Below are 16,435 nucleotides of genomic sequence, written 5' to 3' on the forward strand. Positions count from 1 at the left end.
ATTTAAATTAAATTTCAAAGGTTTATTATTCTCGAGGTTTGACCATACTCTTAATCTCAAGAACATTGAAGTTGGGATCTTCAACGAAGAAAGTTTCTTGCTGATAGTCTGTATCTTCAAATCTGATATAAGGCTTATCTACAAAACCTACAGAAGAGGCAACACTGGCTTTAACTCTTTGATATTCATCTAATGGTAAATGAATTCCTAAGTGGGGCACAATGACATCGCCCATGTCTACACTATGTCTATGTCTCTCCAGGCTATCACTATTTCGAGGCTTTGACTGATGAAGGGTAAGCTCATTCCCCCAAAAATTCACGTCTTGCCATTTACCCTCTTCAGACATATCAAGATTACATCCTAATACATCGGTATAAAATTTAACAGTATTGCTTAGTTCTCCAGCCTCAATAGCCAAATGAAATCGATTACTCATTATTACCTCTAAAAAAGAAAAATAAACCCTAAAAACAGGACATTAGTATACTAAAAATCCTGAATTTATCAATATCAAAGAATATTTTTTTTAGTGGTTAAAGATCTGGGCCTTTTTCATAGAAGTTATACCCTGCATCAACGTAGGTAACCTCACCGGTGACTCCAGAGGCAAGATCTGAGCATAAAAATGCTGCCACATTGCCGACTTCCTCAATGCTGACATTGCGTTTAAGAGCCGAGCTCTCAGCAGCATGATCAAGTAATTTTCCAAACCCTTTGATGCCACTTGCTGCAAGCGTTTTGATTGCCCCTGCTGATACCGCATTGACGCGAATACCTTTCTCAGCTCCCATTGCTGCAGCCATATATCTAACATTGGCCTCAAGAGAAGCCTTAGCAATACCCATCACATTGTAATTAGGGATCGCTCTTAGGGCTCCCAAGTAACTCAGTGTTAATAGAGCACCGTTTTCGTTAAGCATTGGCATCGCTGATTTTGCTAGTGCTGTAAAACTATATGAGCTTATTTCATGCGCCTTGAGAAATCCCTCACGCGTTGTGACCTCAAGATAATTTCCATCGAGCTCAGCTCTTTCTGCAAAAGCAACTGAATGAATTAAAATGTCAAAACTATCCCAGGATTTTTTGAGTTCATCAAAAGTTTCATTAATCTGTTCATCACTGGATACATCACAAGGAATAACAATAGATGAGTTGCAGATTTCAGCGCACTTCTCAACGCGACCTTTAAGTTTCTCAGTTTGATAGGTAAATGCAAGTTCGCAGCCATTTACTGCCATTGATTCAGCAATTCCCCAAGCGATTGAGCGGTTTGAAGCAACGCCAACAATGAGTGCTTTTTTACCTGTTAAAAAACCCATGAAACCTCCATAATATTTATAATACAGTTAGAGTTTAATTATAAACACATTGACAAAATAGATGCTGTTTACTTAATAAATGTTGATGCTAATTTAAAGTCAATCTGGGACTCTAAAATTTAACGATTAATGAAGATATTTATGAAGCACAAAGGCTACTATCTATTATTTCTTGGATTGGTTTTAACAGATCAATTTACCAAGCAAATTTTTATGTCTTCGTTTGATTTAGGTCAGTCAGTCGTTGTTAATCCTTTCCTTAGTTGGACCTATCTGCAAAACACGGGGGCTGCTTTTAGTTTCTTGGCAGGCGGCGGTATGATGCAAAAGTCATTTCTTTTAGTTGTCTCTATCTTGGTTTCTATTTGGATAGTGATTTGGACACAAAGGACGCCTTCAATTTATCGTCAAAAGTTATCCGGACAGTTTCTTCTTCTCTCAGGTGCTGTAGGGAATTTAATTGATAGAGCGCAGTATGGTTTTGTCATCGACTTCATTGATGTTCATGTCAATAGTTTCTACTGGCCCGTTTTTAATATAGCAGACAGTTTAATCTTTGCGGGTGTTGCACTTCTGATATTTGAGAGAAAATCGACTAGTAAATAAAATTCCAATAGCATTGAGAATCACCATAAATGGTAGAATATTAAATAAATGAATTCCACTCAAGCCCAATGAAGAAATTTCTTTTATTACCTTTACTTTATTTGATGAACATTTCAGCGATTGCTGAAATGCACAAGATGTCAGACTCTGGAGAAATTTTAGCTTTAGATAGTGAGGCTTGGTCTTGCGTTTTAGATGATGAGCAATTCCTAGTTTGGGAAGTCAAGAGTGAAGAAGAGGGCGTTCAATATAGCCTCAACACCTTTACTTGGTTTGATGGTGAGAGCGGGAGAGATAACGGAACCTTTAGTAAGAATTGTTATTGGGGTAAAAACTGTAATACACTTTCCTATATTGCTGATGTGAACAAAGCCAATCTTTGTGGTTATTCAGATTGGCGCCTTCCATCACTTGATGAATTAAATACGATTGTTGACTATTATGGTGAGAGCGATACGCTCATTAATACAGACTTTTTTCCCAACACTCAGAAGAATACTTATTGGACCTCTGATTCAGTCACAAATAGCCCTAAGTTAGCCATCGAGGTGCCTTTTTTCTATGGCGGCTCAAAGGCACGTGAGAAAACAATTGACACTTTTGTAAGACTTGTAAGAAGTGTTGACTAGAGAGATCGATCAATCCTTGTATGAGTCATATTCTGACGATATACCCTTAATTCTCAAAAGAATCTATGCAGCCAGAAGCGTCTCTGAGTCTCAGCTCTCAATGGCGCTTCCCGGTCTTCTTAAGCCAAACTTTGACCAACTCAATATCGCACTAGTGCTTCTTGAGAAATGCCTCTTAGAGGACAAGCAAATCCTGATTGTTGGAGATTTCGATGCGGACGGTGCAACTGCCAGTGCAGTGGCTATTAAAGCGCTCAGACTCATGGGTGCTAAACATGTAGATTTTTTAGTTCCTAATAGGTTCAAGCATGGTTACGGCCTCAGTCCTGAGATCGTAAAAGAGGCAAAGCGTGATAAAGAGCCAGACCTTATTATTACAGTTGATAACGGCATATCGAGTAACGAAGGGGCAGATCTAGCAAGGTCACTTGATATTGATGTTATTATCACAGATCATCACCTTCCGTCCAATGACCTTCCCAATGCCAATGCGATTATTAATCCCAATTTAAGAGGGTGTGATTTTCCATCGAAAAATTTGGCTGGGGTTGGGGTCTGTTTTTATTTGTTTTCATCGCTTAAAACCTATCTCACAAAACAAGGTTATTTTGAAAAGAATAATATTCAAAATCCAGACCTTCGAACGCTTCTTGATCTAGTTGCTCTGGGAACCATTGCAGATGTTGTAAAACTCGATCAAAATAATCGAATTCTGGTGAATGAGGGAGTCAAGCGTATTCGTGAAAAACGCTGCTCAAAAGGCATCCTTGCTATCCTTGAGCTAACAAAAAGACCAGTTGAGTCGCTTCAGGCATCTGACCTTGGATTTACAGTTGCACCTAGAATAAATGCAGCTGGAAGACTCAGTGATATTTCTCAGGGGATTCGTTGCCTCTTATCAGATGATATGAATGATGCGAGAAGGTATGCGCAAACGCTCGAAGAGTTTAATATTAAAAGGCGCAAAGAGCAGACTCGTATGCAGGACGAGGCTCTCGCTATTGTTGAAGATCAAGCCATTGATAAGAGTGATTTTGCAATCGTTCTCTATGACGAGTCTTGGCACGAGGGAGTGGTCGGTATTGTTGCTGGAAAACTCAAAGAAACCTATCAGTGCCCATCTGCTGTATTTGCCAAGGCAGATAGCGTTTTAAAGGGTTCTATACGCTCCATTCCAGATGTTCACATCAAAGACTTGCTAGACCTTGTTGATAGAAAAAATCCAAGACTCATAGAAAAATTTGGTGGTCATGCCATGGCCGCAGGTTTGACCATTAATCCAGATAAATTTAAGCAGTTCAAGGGCGCCTTTACTGAAGCGATTACAAAGCATCTCAAAGGCAAAAAACCAATCATCGAACTTCTAACTGATGGTAGTCTTGATTCAGCTGAAATAACCCTCAAGAATGCAGAACTGTTGAGACAAGCTTCACCCTGGGGCCAGGGTTTTGAAGAGCCCATTTTTTATGGAGACTTTGAGCTTGTGGAGCAAAGAATTGTTGGAGAAAAACACCTGAAGTGTAATTTAAAGTTACAAGGCACAAATTCAGTTTTAGAGGGAATCGCTTTTTTTCAAGAAAAGCTCGATTCCAAGAAGGCTAGGGTGGCTTATAAACTCAATGTCAACTCTTTTAGAGGGAATGAATCGTTGCAATTAATGATTGAGTCAATTGAAAGCTATTAACTAGAATTTATAGAGGAGCAATGACTATAACCTACAAGAGTTTTGTTTTGCAACAGGAAGTGAGTTGCAGAATATTGTCTCAGCAATTTGACTTCCTTTGTCGTGAGCCTTTTTAAGCCATTTTTTTCCTTGATTTTTATCTTGATTGACTCTGCTGCCAATAAGATATTGCTGTCCAAGCTCTTCCATTGCTTGGACCCACCCTAGTGATGCAGATCTTTTTAAATAATCAATAGATATTTTTTCCTCACCCTTATTTTCATATTGCTGACTTAGAAGAAAGGTTGATAGAGTATTGTTGCTGCCATCTGGATCTAATATCAATGAGCGCTCAAGCCAGAAGATAGACATGTCAGGGTCTTTATCAAAGAGTTGTTGGCCCGCTTGAACCGCTGTTAAAGCACTACAATAGTAAGGCTTCCAGAAGCCGTACTCTTCAGATGCGTAACCCATTTCTACGAGCTCATCACCTAAATCTTTTCCATCAATAATCACTTGTGAAATAAGCTTGGTATTTGTTTTCCTAATGTTAGTGAGTTTAATGGAGGACGCTTCGCTTAGTTTATTGGAGACATAATCCCTTACCTTGACTCCAAATTCGATCTGCTTAGGACATGATTTTGTAGCATCAGGTGCGTCAATATCTTTTAGAGAAACTTTTATGTAGTTGTCAGCAAGTTCATGTGGCTCTGCAATATTAACAACAAGTTTATCTCCATGAGTGACTTCAACCACTTTTGATATAACTGGGTCTGAATCAGAGGTCGATGTTTGATTAGTTGAGGTATTTTTTTTGGTTTTGTTGTCTGTGATTTTTTCTTTAGTTTTAACTTTTTTGGCAACTTTTTTAACTACCTTAGGTTTTTTTGGTATTAAATTACCATCCTTACAGCCGGTTACAAATAATACGCCTCCAGCCCAATCCTCAACATCAATAAAAAATTTGGCTTGATCAATTATTTTATTATCTTTGAATATTGCTGATTTAGATCTTTGGTTCTTTGTGAGAGTAACATAGTTAGGATTAACTGGAACTTGACCTTCTTTTACCATTTTATTGAAGTAAGCCATTTTTCCAACCAAGTGACCATTCACTGTGAGCTTGATATTTGTTTCATCTTGAAAATAACTAGGGTCAAGCGAGAGTCCGCCCATCCTCCAAGAGGATTTAATAAAATCAACATTTGCATCCTTGATATTAATTGTTCCAGAGGCCATGCTCCAATTTTCAATTTCTCCTGACTCAAACTTATCATACTTAATTCTCTGCAAGTTAAACCTGCAGTTTGCATCTTCAATATTTGTTGCAAGTTTATGCTTACTAAAATCATAATCCAGTTTTGAGACGATCCTATTAAGTAAAACTTCTAAAACATCAGAAGGAAAAATAACTTCATATATCTCTATTTCTGAGGCTTTGACTGATGAAGCATTATTTGATGAAGTGTCAGCTGCTGAGTTATTATTGTTTGAACTAACACCACACTTATAAATAAAGTATGTTCCATCATCAGAAATTGATTTGATCGGATCGCTCCCATCAGGACAATCCCCTGAAAAGCTTTTTGCAGAAAGTAATGTCAGAAATAAAATTAGGAATAGTTTTTTCATATAATTTTTGAATTTCCTTTGCTTTTTAGCAAATTAACATCACTCCAAAATGTGAGTTGAGTTTATGAAAAAATGTAGTCGTAGACTCGAGGTAATTTAGGGGTAAAGAAGATCTTATCTGCAATCAGATCATGGTCAAGTCCGAGAGCATTTTCAATGCAGGCAGCACAAACAGATCGATAGTCAATGGTCGACATTAGATCCCTTTTGTCAAATAGATCACGTTCAGAAAGTCCTGGCCATTCAGAAATAACTCGGCTTTTAGTAATTGATCCTCCTGCCAAAAGACCTGCAGAGCCATATCCATGATCTGTCCCCCAGGTTCCATTAATTTTGACCGTCCTTCCAAACTCAGTTAAGGTCAAAATAATGCTTCTGTCCCAGGCATCACCAAGCCCCTCTCTGTATCCTGCAATAATGTCATCAATCAAAGTCATTTGCCTGCCATGATAGCCACTCTCATTGGCCCCCTGACTAGCATGCGTATCAAACTGAGTGACTTTAATAACGGAGGACAGGGGACCACCTTCTTGAGACATTGCCTTACCCGCATATTTAGCTAAACTGGCTGGGTCTCTTGGAACGATGGAGTCCTTTTGAGTGCTTTTTTGGCTGACCTTATTGAAGACTGAGGCTCCTTCCCTAGAGTGAGCCATAGAGATCATATCAATAAGTTGAGTTGATAGCTTTCCAGAGCTTCGGACACTGGCCGGGTAAAAGTTATCATTTTTATCAGTGCCCCTTAATAACAATGGCATATCCAGTGAGAGTGACCTTCCAGGCAGTCCAGCAAGATCAAGCGCTCTTCCAAGCCAACCAGTGGATTCCGAAAATGGACTTAATCCACCACCTTGCATTAAGTTTTGACCTTCAAAGTGAGATCTTAAGATATATGGGAAGTTTGTTGCGTGAACAATTGAGGCGTTATTTTTAGCCATCAGTCCACCAAAGTATTGAAAGGATGGGTGCAGCGCAAATAAAGAGTTGAGTTTTAGGTAGTTATCAGGGATCAATCCCTTTCTCATTCTAGAGAGATTAGGATCACCAATCGGAGGTACAGCAGCCAAGCCATCCATTCCACCTTCAAGCATGATTACGGAGATTGTTCCAGGAGGTTTATCTTTTGTGAAGCCGGGAAGAGGAAGGCCTGCAAGAAATAATGAGGCTCCAGAAGTTTTTAAGAACTCTCTTCTTGTTAAATTTAATTTAGGCATTTTCTAACCCCATTATTTCAGGACTACACATTAAAGCAATGAATTTTGATTTTTCACTCATTCCAACTCTAGCTACAAGGCTTCGAGTTGTAACACTTGCATCAATTCTATTCATAATATCATCCGCCTTAAATTTAGGTCGTCCAGCACTATAAATGGCATCAGAAAAACGAATGCGGCGCTCAAACATTTCACCAGAAAGCCACTCTTTCTTGTCACTCGAGTATCCATCAGGCTGCCTTTCATGCCAAAAACCCTGGCCAAGCTCCTCAAAAATCTCACGAGATTCCATTATGTAATTATCGTACCTTTCTAATTGAGCCCAACCCTTGAAAAATCTTGCATCGCTAAGCCTTACAACTTGGAATAACCAAGTCATTGGCCATTGAAATTTAGGCTCTTTTGACTGAATAGCACGTTCAATCACAGCAGAATGAATTTCATCCAGACTGCCGTTACTTTTTCTCCAGGCATTAGCAATAAAGTCAGAATCAGCTTTACTTGGGTTATCACTCACAAAGTGTTGGGCTAATTTAAACGAGATATGTTTGATTGTGTGATCGTGCGCAGCAAGAAAATCAGTTAACTTTCTTAGCCCTCCCTTACCAGCAGGTATCACCTTACCTAAAACTTTTTTATTACCAGGTTCTGCATGATCTTGTTTGAAAAAGTCCCAGGAATTAATTGTTCCACCCATCTTTAATAGTTTTTGGTGTCTCTGAGGAATTGACAATAACACTTTATCATCCGATATTCTTCCTGGCCAAATGCCCCAGCCAGAAAGAGTATTGGCAGCTCCTCTTATATCAGACTCAGTATATTTTGCAGAGGGAGATACAGTATGAAGCTCGAGTAGCTCCCTTCCAAGGTTATCATTTAGTCCAGCTTGCTCGCCGTTTTGCTTAGCCCATATTGCAGTTTGAGATCTCTCTCCACAGCTCCAACAATTATCTAAATAAACAAGCATTGATGGGTGCGTTGTGACCCTGTAAAGCATTTCTGAGAAGTTATTATTTAGGTTTGCAAGGATTGCCTCCTCCATCATGTGTCCAATATGGTTTTGGTTGTCCCAAATATTTCCGGTAGTAAAGTGATTTGTCCAAAAGGAAGAGAATCGGAGTTTGATTTGATCGTTACCAAAAACATTTCTGTGTGAAAATTTCAATTGATCAGTATTAAGAAGCAAGTGTTTTTTACGGTTGTCCTGTTTGGCGGCCTCTGAGGAGTAGCCCGCCAGATCCATTTCCTCTCTCTTTCTGTTATATTTATATTCGCTGTAGCGGTTATCTCGGGTGATCAGGTCGGGCTGAAGTTGATCTGGCCATTCCTGAATTTTTTTTGCTCTAGTGTTATTGACTCCTAATGCAGGTGATTTTGCGTTGAGTTGTTTTATTGCCCATGATTTTATGTCTTCAGGTAATGGATTTTCTGGACGAAACATGAGACCTAATTTTTGTGCAATTCTGAACTGCTCATTCATAAAATAATTCAAAATAAATCATAATGAATAAAGTATATCAGTTTGAACTAGATTATATTTTTTTTAAAAAAAAATTAACCTAAGTTTTATTAGAAGCTGACTTAAGAAAATTTTCCTAATAAAACCTCATTTCCAGAAGATGGTTCCGATGGCATATTAAATGCAAGAAGCAGTGAGATGCAGGCCATACCTGCGCCTGCTAAGAAAACAAGAGAGGGTGAATAAAGCCAGATCAGCCCAAACATGACAGGAATAAAGACCGCAGCGATATGATTGATTGTAAAGGAGACGCCGGCACTTGAGGCGATGTCAGCAGGGTCAGCAATCTTCTGAAAATAGGTTTTAAGGGCAATGGCAATCGAGAAAAAGAGGTGGTCCGCAATATACAGAAAGACTGCAAAGTAACCACTCTCAACAAAGGCGTACCCAATAAAAATAAAGGCGAGCCCAACGTATTCAAATATGAGAGATTTGCGCTCTCCAAACCTTTGAATAAGTCTTCCAATTTTGGGTGCAAAAAAGACATTAATTGCCGCATTTGCAAGAAGTAAAAGTGAAATTTCAGCGACACTAAAATTGAACTTTTCAACCATCAAAAATCCTGCAAAAACGACAAAGATTTGCCTTCTTGCACCACTCATAAACTGAAGTGCATAGTAGAGCCAATAGCGCTTTCTAAGAATAATTTTTTTAGTTTGAGAGACCTTTTCAGGGAATAAGGGAAAGTTTTGCCAGCAGTAAAGAACGATTATCACTGATATTCCACCACCCAGTAAATACAGCCACAAATAGCTAAAATGAAATTGTTGATACAAAAGCCATACAAAACTGAATGAAACAATAGAGGCGGCAGAACGAGTTGCAATAACCCGCCCTAAGAATTCAGCGGTCTTATCTTTTTCAATCCACTGCAGAGTTAGCGAGCCATTAATTGTTTCAAAATAATGAAACCCAGTCGACATAATGATTGTTGCTAGATAAAAGTTCATATTAGTCTCTACGAACCCTGTAATGGCAATTCCTGTTCCAAGGAGTGCCAAGGAGATGTATGCCAGTTTCTGTTCTCTAATAAAAGCCAAAACAAAGATCACAGTGAACGCTAAGAAGCCTGGAATTTCTCTAACACTTTGAAGAATTCCCATTTCAGCACCTGTAAAGTTAATCTCCTCGATGGCAAAATTATTCAAAAGATTAAGCCAAACAGCCCAGCTAATGGCAGAGCCAATTGTCATTAATAGGATTAAAAATTCTGGGGATTGACGATTGATTTTCATATCGGCTTAATATACCTTTAAAGTGCCATTTAAAAGATATTTAAAGTCTTAATTTTGATAAAGAGATGGGCTCTATCAAGGTAAAATGAGTTTTTTAATTTTTAATCATGAAGTTATGCCTAATGTAACACTACCTGATGGCTCAGTTAAATCTTATGATCAGTCTCTGAGCGTTGCAGAAGTTGCCTCATCTATTGGCTCTGGCCTCGCTAAGGCTGCAATAGCTGGAGAGATTGATGGCCAGCTGGTTGACACTTCTTTCATGATTGAAAATGATAGTGATCTTGCAATTATCACCAATAAGGATGAAAAAGCACTCGAAGTGATTCGTCATTCAACTGCCCACCTTTTGGCACAGGCTACACAGCAGCTCTATCCTAAAGCGCAAGTTACAATCGGTCCTGTGATCGATAACGGTTTTTATTATGACTTTGCCTACAAGGATGGTTTCTCTGAACAGGATTTAGCGAAGATCGAAAAAAAGATGAACGCTATTGTTAAGCAAAACTTACCAATAGAGAGAATGGAGATGAGCAGGGATGATGCGGTCGAATTCTTTAAATCTATTGGTGAGCATTACAAAGCTGAAATTATTGAGTCTATTCCAACGGATGAGACTCTCTCTCTTTATAAGCAAGGAGACTTTGTTGACCTTTGTAGAGGCCCACATGTTCCTTCAACAAGTAAGTTAAAAGCTTTCAAGCTCATGAAACTTGCCGGCGCCTATTGGAGAGGTGACTCAAATAATGAGATGCTCCAAAGAGTTTATGGAACAGCTTGGGAGAATAAAGAGGATCTTGCAGCGCACCTTCATAGACTTGAGGAAGCTGAAAAAAGAGACCACAGAAAAATTGGTAAAACGCAAAACTTATTTCATACTCAAGAAGAGGCTCCAGGGATGGTTTTTTGGCATCCAAAGGGCTGGACGCTATACCAGATCATTGTCCAGTATATGAGTCAGGTCTTTAAGGATAATGGCTATCAAGAGGTCCATACTCCAGAAATTATGGATAGATCTATGTGGGAAAAGTCAGGCCATTGGGATAAGTTTGGTGATGCAATGTTTACAACGCACTCTGAGAACAGAGATTACGCCATAAAGCCGATGAACTGCCCTGGGCATGTTCAGATTTATAAGCAAGGGCTTAAATCCTACCGTGATTTGCCGCTTAGGCTTGGTGAGTTCGGCTCATGCCACCGTAATGAACCTTCAGGAACGCTTCACGGAATCATGCGAGTTCGTAATTTTGTTCAGGATGATGCACATATTTTTTGTACCATTGACCAAATTCAATCTGAGGTTTCAGAATTTATCGATCTAACGTTTATGGTCTATAAACACTTTGGCTTTGAAAATATAGACATTAAGTTGTCTACAAGGCCTGAAAAGCGTGTGGGTTCAGACGAGGTCTGGGATCAGGCTGAAGCCTCACTATCAGAAGCGCTTGATGCAAAAGGAATTGAATGGGAGCTTCAAGAGGGTGAAGGTGCCTTTTATGGGCCAAAAGTTGAGTTTGTTTTAAAGGATTGTCTTGAGCGTGAATGGCAGTGCGGAACCATTCAGGCAGACTTTTCAATGCCTGAGCGCCTCGATGCTCAGTACATAGCTGAAGATGGCTCTAAACAAACTCCTGTCATGCTTCACAGAGTTATTGTCGGATCAATCGAGAGGTTTACTGGAATCTTAATTGAGCACTATGAGGGAGCCTTTCCATCATGGCTTGCTCCAATCCAGGCAGTTATTCTTAATATTTCTCAAAAACAAGAAGAATATAGTAAGAATGTCGAGATCAATCTAAAAAAACAAGGACTTAGAGTCATTTCGGACTTGCGAAATGAGAAGATAGGCTTTAAAATACGCGAGCACTCGATGCAACGCTACCCATACATTTTAGTGGTTGGTGATCGGGAGCAAGAAAATAACCAAGTATCTGTTCGTCGAAGGGGCGGAGAGGACTTGGGTTCAATGTCTCTAGAGACCTTGACAGAATTAATAAATCAGGAGTAATTATTAAAAGACCAAATAAGGTAACTACAAGGATTAATCAATTAATCAGCTCACCAAAAGTCAGAGTCATCGATGACAAGGGAGAGCAATTAGGAGTCCTTAGTAATGATGAAGCTCTTGAATTAGCAGTAAACGCAGGTTTAGACTTAGTAGAAGTTTCTCCAAATGCAGATCCGCCAGTATGCCGCGTGATGGACTTTGGAAAGTTTCAGTATGAATTAAAGAAGCAAAAGAGCGACGCTAAGAAGAAACAGAAAAAAACTCACGTCAAGATGATTAAATATCGTCCTGGAACTGAGGAAGCAGATTATCAAATCAAGTTTAGAAACTTGATTAAATTTATTGATAACGGCGACAAAGTCAAAGTAGTTATTTGGTTTCGTGGTCGAGAAGTTCAGCATCGCGAGTTAGGGATGGAGATGCTGGATAGAATTGAAAGTGAAACAGAAGAATTTGCCACTGTTGAACAGAAGGCAAAAATGGAGGGTCGCCAGCTTGGCATGATGCTAGCACCCAAATCTAAGAAAAGTAAGGTGCAAGCCCGAAAAGTTGAACCCGAAGAGGGTCAAGGAGTAAATGATGCCGAAGTTAAAGACCAATAGAGGCGCTGCAAAGCGTTTCAAAAAGACCGCCAGTGGCGGTTACAAAAGTAAACACTCGCACTTGAGGCATATTTTGACCAAGAAGAGTACTTCAAGAAAACGCTCGCTGCGTTCACCTGACACCATTGAGAAGGTCGATGTACCAATGGTTAAAAGAATGTTACCGTACAGTTAAAGGAGTATTACTATGGCAAGAGTTTCAAGAGGTGTGCAAGCGCACGCTAAACACAAAAAAGTTTTAAAGAAAGCCAAAGGTTACTATGGTGCTCGCTCTAAAGTCTATCGCGTTGCTAAGCAGGCGGTAATTAAAGCAGGGCAATATGCCTATCGTGACCGTCGTCAACGTCGTCGTCAGTTCCGTAGATTATGGATTGTACGTATTAACGCTGAGGCAAGAAATAATGGCTTAAGCTACTCACAATTTATCAACGGTTTAAACAAAGCTGGTGTTGAGATTGATCGTAAAGTTCTATCAGACATCGCCATCTTTGATAAAGATGCCTTTGCTAAAATTGCTGATCAAGCAAAAGCTGGGTTAGCACAGTAGTAAAATCTTACTAAAAGACTGTAACATAGGTTACAGTCTTTTAAACAAAAATAAAGTAAGCATTTTGATTAACAAAATTATCACCGACGCCTCAAAAGCAATAGCCAGCGCGAAAGATTTAAAAGCGCTCGACGATTCAAGGGTCCAGTATCTGGGTAAAAAAGGTGAATTGACTGACCTACTTAAAGGCTTAGGAAAGCTCTCGAAAGAGGAGCGCCCAGCGATGGGAGAGGCAATCAATGAGGCTAAGGTTAAGATTCAAAAGCTCATCGAGGTTCGCAAAGAGGAACTCGAAGAGCTCGCGCTGAACCAAAGACTGCTCGATGAAAAAATTGACGTCACGCTTCCCGGAAGGAATTCTGAAAAAGGGAGCCTTCATCCGATCACGCAAACCCTCAATCATATTCAAGATATTTTTACTAAGGCCGGTTTTGAGATAGAGATTGGTCCTGAAATTGAGGATGATTTTCATAACTTTAGTGCGCTCAATATTCCTGAGCATCATCCTGCAAGAGCGATGCATGACACGTTCTATTTCGATGCTAATACGGTACTAAGAACGCATACATCTCCCGTTCAAATTAGAACGCTAGAGAGACAAAAGCCTCCCGTCAGAGTCATTGTCCCTGGAAAGGTGTATAGGTGTGACTCTGATGTCACTCATACACCGATGTTTCATCAGGTAGAAGGGCTTATTGTTGACAAAGAGGCCTCATTCTCTCAGCTCAAAGGTTTGCTCATCGACTTCTTAAGAGCTTACTTTGAAAAAGATGACCTTAAAGTTCGCTTTCGTCCCTCTTACTTTCCATTCACGGAGCCATCAGCTGAGGCAGATATTGAGTGCGTGATATGCGGCGGTGAAGGGTGCCGCGTCTGTAAAAAGTCAGGCTGGTTAGAAGTATTGGGGTGTGGCGTTGTTCATCCAAACGTTTTGAATGCCGTTAATATTGACTCTGAAGAATATTCAGGGCTCGCTTTTGGAATGGGCGTTGAGAGACTTGCAATGCTCAGATACAGCGTCAATGATCTCAGATTATTTTTTGAGAATGACGTTCGCTTTTTAAATCAATTCTAGTGCAAGGTTATCAGTCATGAATATTTCAACTAGATGGTTAAGAGAATGGGTCAGTCCAGATGTAAGTGATATAGAGCTCTCTGAAAAATTAACAATGGCTGGTTTAGAGGTTGACCAGATTGCCCCAGTGGCTCCTGCATTTGATGGCCTAGTCGTAGGGCACGTTGTCAGCTGTGGGAAACATCCCAATGCAGACAAATTAAGTCTGTGCGAAGTCGATGTTGGCGCTGATGAAAATCTTCAAATTATTTGCGGTGCGCCTAATGTCAGAAAGGATTTAAAGGTGGCCGTTGCAACAGTTGGCTCAGTTCTTCCGAGTAAGCTTAAGATCAAACGCGCTAAACTCAGAGGGGTTGAGTCCAATGGGATGCTATGCTCAGAATCCGAGATGGGTATGTCAGATAGTCATGACGGCATCATTGAACTTGATTCAGAGTCCAAGATTGGTGAGAATGTTCGATCAGTTCTCGATCTAGATGATCAAATCATCGAGCTTGATATTACCCCAAACCGTGGAGACTGTTTCAGCGTTCTTGGTGTTGCTAGAGAGGTCTGCGTTAACTACGATCTTTCAATGCCATCCCTTAACTACAAGGCATCTCAGAAAGGAGATACCTCATTCACCTCGACAGTCAGTAACCCTAAAGAGTGCCCAAGGTATCTAACGCGCGTTATCAGTGGCGTTGATAATACTGCTCAAACGCCAAAATGGATGGCGCAAAAATTATCACGCGCCTCCCAGCAGCTCCATTCACCGATTGTTGATATAACCAATTATGTTCTTTTAGAGCTAGGTCAGCCGATGCATGCCTTTGATTTGTCGAAAATTAATGGTGACATTAATGTGAGATCTGCTAAAAAAAATGAGCCACTTGAACTTTTAAATGGACAAAGCGTTGAGCTTACTGAGGATACTCTCGTTATTGCTGATGAAAAATCTGCCATCGCCATAGCAGGGGTCATTGGCGGCATGGGATCATCCACTCTAGAAGATTCAACTGAGATTTTATTAGAGAGTGCCTTTTTTGAGCCAGTTGCAATTTCAGGCGTAGCAAGGTCATATGGACTTCATACAGAGGCATCTCTGAGGTTTGAGAGAGGCGTTGACTTTAATCTTACGAGTCAAGCAATGGAGAGGGCAACTGAGCTCGTTCTTGAGATTTGTGGCGGACAGGCATCTAAGATTAATGAGTGTACACACTCAGATTCACTGCCTCAAATTGAGTCCATCGAAATCTCAAAAGAAAAAATTTCAAAGGTTTTAGGTTTTGAACTTGAAACATCATGGATTGAATCTAAGTTTCAGTTCCTTGAGTTAGATTTTAAAACAAACAATGATGACTCTTGGACAATCACGCCGCCAAGTTTTCGTTTTGATATTCGGATTCCTGCAGATATTATTGAGGAGCTCGCTCGGCTTTATGGTTACGACAAGATTCCTGTTAAGAGGCTCTCAATTGAAGCCAATATATCAAATGCATCGCAGGCCCAAGTTAGCTCTCATATTCTATCAAACTCTCTGGTCAATAGAGGCTATCAAGAGGTCATCACTTATAGCTTTATCTCAAACGAGATGCATGATTTGGTAGACCCTAAGGCAAAGAAAATTTTGCTTCAAAATCCAATCTCAGACGATATGGCAGTAATGCGATCGAGTCTATGGTCAGGTTTAATTCAATCTGCCAAATCAAACATAAGAAGAGGCCACCTTAACTCGCGCTTCTTCGAGCTAGGGCTTTGCTTCTCCGGCATTTCGGTTGAGGATCAAGTTCAAAAAATTGCTGGCATAATTTCAGGTAATCGCTATAACTTGCAATGGGGAAGTGGCGAGCGTGAGGTTGATTTCTTTGATATTAAGTCAGATGTTGAAGCGTTATTAGCTCTGAGCAAAAAAGACTATTCTTTTGAGGCTGCTGAGCATTCTGCGCTGCAGATGGGTCAGAGCGCAAGAATTATGAAAGGAAAAAAACAGATCGGTTGGGTTGGTGCACTATCACCTAAACTTCAAAAGAAGCTATCGATGCCAACGGCTTTTCTTTTCGAACTTATTCAGTCAGAGATTGAGCAAGGTGAAAATCCAAGTTATGCGTCTTTCTCATCTTTTCAGGCTTCACAAAGAGATGTTGCAATTGTAGTCTCAAAAGAGCTGAGTGCTGATGAGCTTATTGGTTCAATCAAATCTTTAAAGCAAGCCGATCTGGTTGACGTTAACTTGTTCGATGTCTATGAAGGGGAGCATATCGAACAGGGCAGTAAAAGTGTGGCTCTCAATTTAACTTATCAATCGACAGAAGTTACCTTAACTGATGAACAACTGGCTGAAAAAGTTAGTAAAATAGTGGCTCATTTAGAAACAAATTTTTCAGCTAAATTAAGATAAAAC

The 16,435-nt window shown here is 39.9% G+C and carries 15 protein-coding genes; 9 read left to right on the plus strand and 6 right to left on the minus strand.

The features are described 5' to 3' along the window. Positions 1-25 precede the first annotated feature (25 nt). Both AC5YGB_RS03070 and AC5YGB_RS03075 read right to left on the minus strand, forming a co-directional pair. Positions 26-439 carry a glyoxalase gene (locus AC5YGB_RS03070; protein ID WP_496137779.1) on the minus strand — a complete coding sequence of 138 codons (414 nt, stop codon included), beginning with the start codon at positions 437-439 and terminating at the stop codon, positions 26-28. 97 nt (positions 440-536) lie between these two features. Further along, on the minus strand, positions 537-1,322 hold the full coding sequence (locus tag AC5YGB_RS03075) for an SDR family oxidoreductase (protein ID WP_496137780.1): 786 nt from the start codon (positions 1,320-1,322) through the stop codon (positions 537-539). 141 nt (positions 1,323-1,463) lie between these two features. On the opposite strand from AC5YGB_RS03075, the gene lspA reads away from it, so the two are divergent. The 3 genes from lspA to recJ all read left to right on the plus strand — a co-directional run bounded on the left by lspA (position 1,464) and on the right by recJ (position 4,241). Further along, positions 1,464-1,928, plus strand: coding sequence for a signal peptidase II (lspA, locus tag AC5YGB_RS03080; protein WP_496137781.1), 465 nt, complete (start codon positions 1,464-1,466; stop codon positions 1,926-1,928). 68 nt (positions 1,929-1,996) lie between these two features. Then, on the plus strand, positions 1,997-2,557 hold the full coding sequence (locus AC5YGB_RS03085) for an Lcl domain-containing protein (protein ID WP_496137782.1): 561 nt from the start codon (positions 1,997-1,999) through the stop codon (positions 2,555-2,557). Beyond that, entirely contained in the window at positions 2,547-4,241 is a 1,695-nt protein-coding gene (recJ, locus tag AC5YGB_RS03090; RefSeq protein WP_496137783.1) for a single-stranded-DNA-specific exonuclease RecJ, read from the plus strand. The genes AC5YGB_RS03085 and recJ overlap by 11 nt, the downstream gene beginning before the upstream one ends. Before the next feature lie 24 nt (positions 4,242-4,265). Here the strand turns inward: recJ and AC5YGB_RS03095 are convergent, their stop codons facing one another. The 4 genes from AC5YGB_RS03095 to AC5YGB_RS03110 all read right to left on the minus strand — a co-directional run bounded on the left by AC5YGB_RS03095 (position 4,266) and on the right by AC5YGB_RS03110 (position 9,820). Beyond that, positions 4,266-5,852, minus strand: a complete 1,587-nt coding sequence (locus AC5YGB_RS03095; RefSeq protein WP_496137784.1) for a thermonuclease family protein — start codon at positions 5,850-5,852, stop codon at positions 4,266-4,268. Positions 5,853-5,914: 62 nt separating this feature from the next. Beyond that, positions 5,915-7,066, minus strand: coding sequence for a DUF1501 domain-containing protein (locus tag AC5YGB_RS03100; protein ID WP_496137785.1), 1,152 nt, complete (start codon positions 7,064-7,066; stop codon positions 5,915-5,917). Further along, the gene (locus AC5YGB_RS03105; protein ID WP_496137786.1) at positions 7,059-8,546 is read right to left on the minus strand and encodes a DUF1800 family protein; all 1,488 of its coding nucleotides are present in this window, start codon (positions 8,544-8,546) and stop codon (positions 7,059-7,061) included. The genes AC5YGB_RS03100 and AC5YGB_RS03105 overlap by 8 nt, the downstream gene beginning before the upstream one ends. Positions 8,547-8,647: 101 nt before the next feature. Further along, positions 8,648-9,820: an MFS transporter gene (locus AC5YGB_RS03110; protein WP_496137787.1), complete on the minus strand. Its 1,173-nt coding sequence runs from the start codon at positions 9,818-9,820 to the stop codon at positions 8,648-8,650. Between the two features lie 115 nt (positions 9,821-9,935). On the opposite strand from AC5YGB_RS03110, the gene thrS reads away from it, so the two are divergent. The 6 genes from thrS to pheT all read left to right on the plus strand — a co-directional run bounded on the left by thrS (position 9,936) and on the right by pheT (position 16,432). Beyond that, a complete protein-coding gene (thrS, locus tag AC5YGB_RS03115) occupies positions 9,936-11,828 on the plus strand; it encodes a threonine--tRNA ligase (protein WP_496137788.1) in 1,893 nt (630 codons plus the stop codon). After that, complete coding sequence (gene infC / locus AC5YGB_RS03120) at positions 11,828-12,430, plus strand: translation initiation factor IF-3 (RefSeq protein WP_496138008.1); 603 nt, start codon at positions 11,828-11,830, stop codon at positions 12,428-12,430. Before thrS ends, infC begins: the two co-directional genes overlap by 1 nt. Beyond that, entirely contained in the window at positions 12,408-12,605 is a 198-nt protein-coding gene (gene rpmI, locus AC5YGB_RS03125; protein WP_082345018.1) for a 50S ribosomal protein L35, read from the plus strand. The genes infC and rpmI overlap by 23 nt, the downstream gene beginning before the upstream one ends. A 12-nt stretch (positions 12,606-12,617) precedes the next feature. Continuing rightward, the gene (rplT, locus tag AC5YGB_RS03130) at positions 12,618-12,977 is read left to right on the plus strand and encodes a 50S ribosomal protein L20 (protein WP_020025064.1); all 360 of its coding nucleotides are present in this window, start codon (positions 12,618-12,620) and stop codon (positions 12,975-12,977) included. Positions 12,978-13,041: 64 nt separating this feature from the next. Further along, entirely contained in the window at positions 13,042-14,052 is a 1,011-nt protein-coding gene (gene pheS, locus AC5YGB_RS03135; RefSeq protein WP_496137789.1) for a phenylalanine--tRNA ligase subunit alpha, read from the plus strand. Positions 14,053-14,068: 16 nt separating this feature from the next. Continuing rightward, on the plus strand, positions 14,069-16,432 hold the full coding sequence (gene pheT, locus AC5YGB_RS03140; protein WP_496137790.1) for a phenylalanine--tRNA ligase subunit beta: 2,364 nt from the start codon (positions 14,069-14,071) through the stop codon (positions 16,430-16,432). Positions 16,433-16,435: the final 3 nt, after the last annotated feature.

This window comes from Candidatus Pseudothioglobus sp. uisw_142 (assembly GCF_059512465.1).

Bases quoted from the DNA above. Each gene is read 5' to 3' on its own strand.
- AC5YGB_RS03070 (WP_496137779.1), bottom strand. From the start codon at position 439: ATGAGTAATCGATTTCATTTGGCTATTGAGGCTGGAGAACTAAGCAAT.
- AC5YGB_RS03075 (WP_496137780.1), bottom strand. From the start codon at position 1,322: ATGGGTTTTTTAACAGGTAAAAAAGCACTCATTGTTGGCGTTGCTTCA.
- lspA (WP_496137781.1), top strand. From the start codon at position 1,464: ATGAAGCACAAAGGCTACTATCTATTATTTCTTGGATTGGTTTTAACA.
- AC5YGB_RS03085 (WP_496137782.1), top strand. From the start codon at position 1,997: ATGAAGAAATTTCTTTTATTACCTTTACTTTATTTGATGAACATTTCA.
- AC5YGB_RS03095 (WP_496137784.1), bottom strand. From the start codon at position 5,852: ATGAAAAAACTATTCCTAATTTTATTTCTGACATTACTTTCTGCAAAA.
- AC5YGB_RS03100 (WP_496137785.1), bottom strand. From the start codon at position 7,066: ATGCCTAAATTAAATTTAACAAGAAGAGAGTTCTTAAAAACTTCTGGA.
- AC5YGB_RS03105 (WP_496137786.1), bottom strand. From the start codon at position 8,546: ATGAATGAGCAGTTCAGAATTGCACAAAAATTAGGTCTCATGTTTCGT.
- AC5YGB_RS03110 (WP_496137787.1), bottom strand. From the start codon at position 9,820: ATGAAAATCAATCGTCAATCCCCAGAATTTTTAATCCTATTAATGACA.
- thrS (WP_496137788.1), top strand. From the start codon at position 9,936: ATGCCTAATGTAACACTACCTGATGGCTCAGTTAAATCTTATGATCAG.
- rpmI (WP_082345018.1), top strand. From the start codon at position 12,408: ATGCCGAAGTTAAAGACCAATAGAGGCGCTGCAAAGCGTTTCAAAAAG.
- rplT (WP_020025064.1), top strand. From the start codon at position 12,618: ATGGCAAGAGTTTCAAGAGGTGTGCAAGCGCACGCTAAACACAAAAAA.
- pheT (WP_496137790.1), top strand. From the start codon at position 14,069: ATGAATATTTCAACTAGATGGTTAAGAGAATGGGTCAGTCCAGATGTA.